Annotated in this window: 4 protein-coding genes and 1 pseudogene; 2 read left to right on the top strand and 3 right to left on the bottom strand. The window is 56.9% G+C overall.

What is annotated here, in order from left to right; all coding sequences use genetic code 11:
• Together EOD07_RS38690 and EOD07_RS28165 are read right to left on the bottom strand one after the other, a co-directional pair.
• Nucleotides 1-147, bottom strand: a pseudogene (locus EOD07_RS38690) (2,4-dihydroxyhept-2-ene-1,7-dioic acid aldolase); the annotation flags it as partial.
• Nucleotides 148-390: 243 nt separating this feature from the next.
• On the bottom strand, nt 391-711 hold the full coding sequence (locus EOD07_RS28165; RefSeq protein WP_041000781.1) for a DUF1476 domain-containing protein: 321 nt from the start codon (nt 709-711) through the stop codon (nt 391-393).
• A gap of 274 nt (nt 712-985) precedes the next feature.
• On the opposite strand from EOD07_RS28165, the gene purC reads away from it, so the two are divergent.
• Nucleotides 986-1,780 (top strand): phosphoribosylaminoimidazolesuccinocarboxamide synthase, encoded by a 795-nt coding sequence (gene purC, locus EOD07_RS28160; protein WP_073988619.1) that lies wholly within the window; start codon nt 986-988, stop codon nt 1,778-1,780.
• 59 nt (nt 1,781-1,839) lie between these two features.
• The gene (gene purS / locus EOD07_RS28155; RefSeq protein WP_040969562.1) at nt 1,840-2,079 is read left to right on the top strand and encodes a phosphoribosylformylglycinamidine synthase subunit PurS; all 240 of its coding nucleotides are present in this window, start codon (nt 1,840-1,842) and stop codon (nt 2,077-2,079) included.
• A 223-nt stretch (nt 2,080-2,302) separates the two neighbouring features.
• On the opposite strand, the gene EOD07_RS28145 is transcribed toward purS, so the two are convergent.
• Nucleotides 2,303-3,049, bottom strand: a complete 747-nt coding sequence (locus EOD07_RS28145; RefSeq protein WP_127237711.1) for a hypothetical protein — start codon at nt 3,047-3,049, stop codon at nt 2,303-2,305.
• Nucleotides 3,050-3,210: the final 161 nt, after the last annotated feature.

Below are 3,210 nucleotides of genomic sequence, written 5' to 3'. Positions count from 1 at the left end.
GTCCTCGTGATGGCCGCCATGCTGCATGTCGAGGGTGACGGCATCGAAACCCTGTTTGGCGATGATCTCGACCGTCAGCGCATCCGGCACGCCCGACCATGCGGTGAAAAGCGTTTCGTCGGCGGCCAGGCGGGATTTGAGCGACATCGGAACTTTCCTTGTTAACAATCCGCAGTTTCGGCCGGAAACGATGTGAAGGCAAAGAAAAACCGCCCGGTTTGGCCGGGCGGCCGATTGGTCCAGTCAGAGCAATTCCGGGAAAAGTGCGTAACGTTTAGGTTCGGCGACTTCGCCGTGACCTTTCGTCCGGAATTGCGTAAAAACAAAGAGATAGAGCATGAGACCGAAACGCGTGAAGCGGTTTTCGGACGACATCACGGTCATCCAGCCTTAGCTGTTCTTGATCTGCTCGATCGCCTGCGCCATCAGCTCGTCCATGGTGCGGCGGATCTGATGATCGGACTGGTTGACGCCGGCGGCATCGAAATCCTTGCGGATCTTGCGGAAAACATCGTGGTCGCCCGCTTCCTCGATATCGGAGACCACAACTTCCTTGGCATAGGCCTCGGCATCGGCGCCGGATTTGCCGAGTTTCTCGGCGGCCCACAGGCCAAGCGCCTTGTTGCGGCGCGCCGCGGCCTTGAAGCGAAGTTCCTCGTCGAAGGCGAATTTGCGCTCGAAGCCCTCTTCGCGGTCTTTCATGCTGCTCATGACGTCCCTCCGATCAATCCGATTCGCTTGGCGGTGAATATGTGTGATGGGCAAGCACAAACCAAAAGGCCGCGGGCCGGTCAATATGCTTCGTGGCATGCTGCGCTGCGGCATTTCGGTTCCGAAAGCGGTTGATTCGCGGGATTTGCCGATTGAGCAAACAAGGCGATTGCGATAACACCGGCATTGAACGCCGCCTTCGCCATACTAATTTAGGCAGACGGACAGGAACCGGTCACTTGCCGCCTGCCCGCAGATCCAGAGAAAAAATCAGATGAAAAATCGCCGCCGCATTTACGAAGGCAAGGCCAAGATCCTCTATGAGGGACCTGAGCCGGGCACGCTGATCCAGTTTTTCAAGGACGATGCCACCGCCTTCAACAAGAAGAAGCACGAAGTGGTCGATGGCAAGGGCGTGCTCAACAACCGCATTTCCGAGCACATCTTCAACCATCTGAACCGCATGGGCATCCCGACCCATTTCATCCGCCGGCTCAACATGCGCGAGCAGCTGATCAAGGAAGTCGAGATCATCCCGCTCGAGGTCGTCGTGCGCAACGTCGCCGCCGGCTCACTGTCCAAGCGCCTCGGCATCGAGGAAGGCACGGTGCTGCCGCGCTCGATCATCGAATTCTACTACAAGGCCGACGCGCTCGACGACCCGATGGTGTCGGAAGAGCACATCACCGCCTTCGGCTGGGCCAGCCCGCAGGAAATCGACGACATCATGGCCTTGGCCATCCGCGTCAACGACTTCCTTTCCGGCCTGTTCCTCGGCGTCGGCATCCAGTTGGTCGACTTCAAGATCGAATGCGGCCGCCTGTTCGAGGGCGACATGATGCGCATCGTCGTCGCCGACGAGATCTCGCCGGATTCCTGCCGGCTGTGGGACGTCGCCACCCAGGACAAGCTCGACAAGGACCGCTTCCGCCGCGATATGGGTGGCCTTGTCGAAGCATATCAGGAAGTTGCCCGCCGTCTCGGCATCATCAACGAGAACGAACCGCTGCGCCCGATGGGCCCGGTGCTCGTCGCCTCCTCCGAGCCGCCCAAGGGCCTGAAGCACTGATTGCCGACGGCCTGCCGGACGATGCAGGCCGTCCCCTAAACGACCGTCTAGGAGTATCGATGAAAGCCCGTATCACCGTCACCCTCAAGAACGGCGTCCTCGACCCGCAGGGCAAGGCGATCGAGCACGCGCTCTCGGGACTGGGCTTCGACGGCGTCGGCCAGGTGCGCCAGGGCAAGGTGTTCGACATCGAGCTCACCGGAACCGACAAGGCCAAGGCCGAAGCCGACCTGAAGGCCATGTGCGACAAGCTTCTGGCGAACACGGTGATTGAAAACTATAGTGTTGCTATAACCTGAGGTTGTAGCGGAGAAGTCCATGGCGGAAGTCACAAACGAGTTGATTTACGCGCTTTTGAAGCAGGTGGATCAGCAACTCGGTGAGCTTTCCTAGGACTTTTCGGAGGCCAGATCCGAACTGGGCTCGATCTGCGGGCACATGATCGCCACCAAGCGTGATTTGAAGAATATCCATGGCATGCTCGCTCGCAGCGTTGATCGGCTCGATTGTATCGAACGTTTCCTAGATGGCGCCTAGAACAACCGCCAGCTTGTAGAGCCCATGAGCTACGAAGGTAAGCAGAAGGGCTACGAACACCAGCATCAAGAGTGTCCATGGCGGCTTCTTCAGCGGCTGATTCACTGCGCCGTACTTTGAGCGAATTGCTAGTATTTCAGCGCGAAGCTGCGGATTTTCTGGCAACTCATCGTAATTTCGACGGAACAGTATCGCCCTGAAATATAGAAGCTCCATAAGAATGAGCATCCAAGAGCCGAAGGCAAGCCAGACACTCATCACATAGAGACGAATGAAATTGGTGTTGTGGCTTTGCACACAAGCATCGACAAAACTCAAGCGTCGCCCGAAAGATCTGCGACTTGTGGAGTTAAGCCAAAATCCGTCGTCATTCATCGCAAATGCGAGCAACAAGAGCAGGAACGCCAATGTAGCCAGGAGAAGCTTGAGGTATCTCGACCTGTTGGGGATGTCCGTGATGGCAGCGACACCCATCGCAATCGCAAGCCCCGAAAGCACGAGACAGGTCGCCAGCGCATACACGATCTGTGCCATAATCAAATTTGCAAAGGACGAAGAGCATCGGCCGAGATCGACCTTCAAAGAAAATGCCTTTGAGAATGCCGTCGCAAAAGTGGCGTCCGCTTGGGAAAAGAACGCATATACAAATGCGGAAACAAGCAGAACAATTGCCCAGGCGATCCCAGAGGCCCAGCGTCGATCGTCGAACTTCAGTTCCCAGCCGCTTTTCAAGTGCGTTGCCCAATTCAACGCGCCAAATAGCTTAAAAGCCTTAACCTTCGCTTGACCCGCAATTGCGCTGCCGGTACGCCAAAGTTGGATATGCCTCTTGAGTCAAATTGGACATCCTATGAAATCAGCCGTCGTCCTCCTGCCTGGGCTCAACCGTGACC

It is taken from the genome of Mesorhizobium sp. M2C.T.Ca.TU.002.02.1.1 (assembly GCF_003997225.1).
The sequence above is the reverse complement of the archived record's forward strand: the minus strand, read 5'-3'. Positions and strand labels throughout refer to the sequence as shown.

Coding starts and splice junctions, on each gene's coding strand:
- purC (WP_073988619.1), top strand. CDS start 986: ATGAAAAATCGCCGCCGCATTTACGAAGGCAAGGCCAAGATCCTCTAT.
- purS (WP_040969562.1), top strand. CDS start 1,840: ATGAAAGCCCGTATCACCGTCACCCTCAAGAACGGCGTCCTCGACCCG.
- EOD07_RS28165 (WP_041000781.1), bottom strand. CDS start 711: ATGAGCAGCATGAAAGACCGCGAAGAGGGCTTCGAGCGCAAATTCGCC.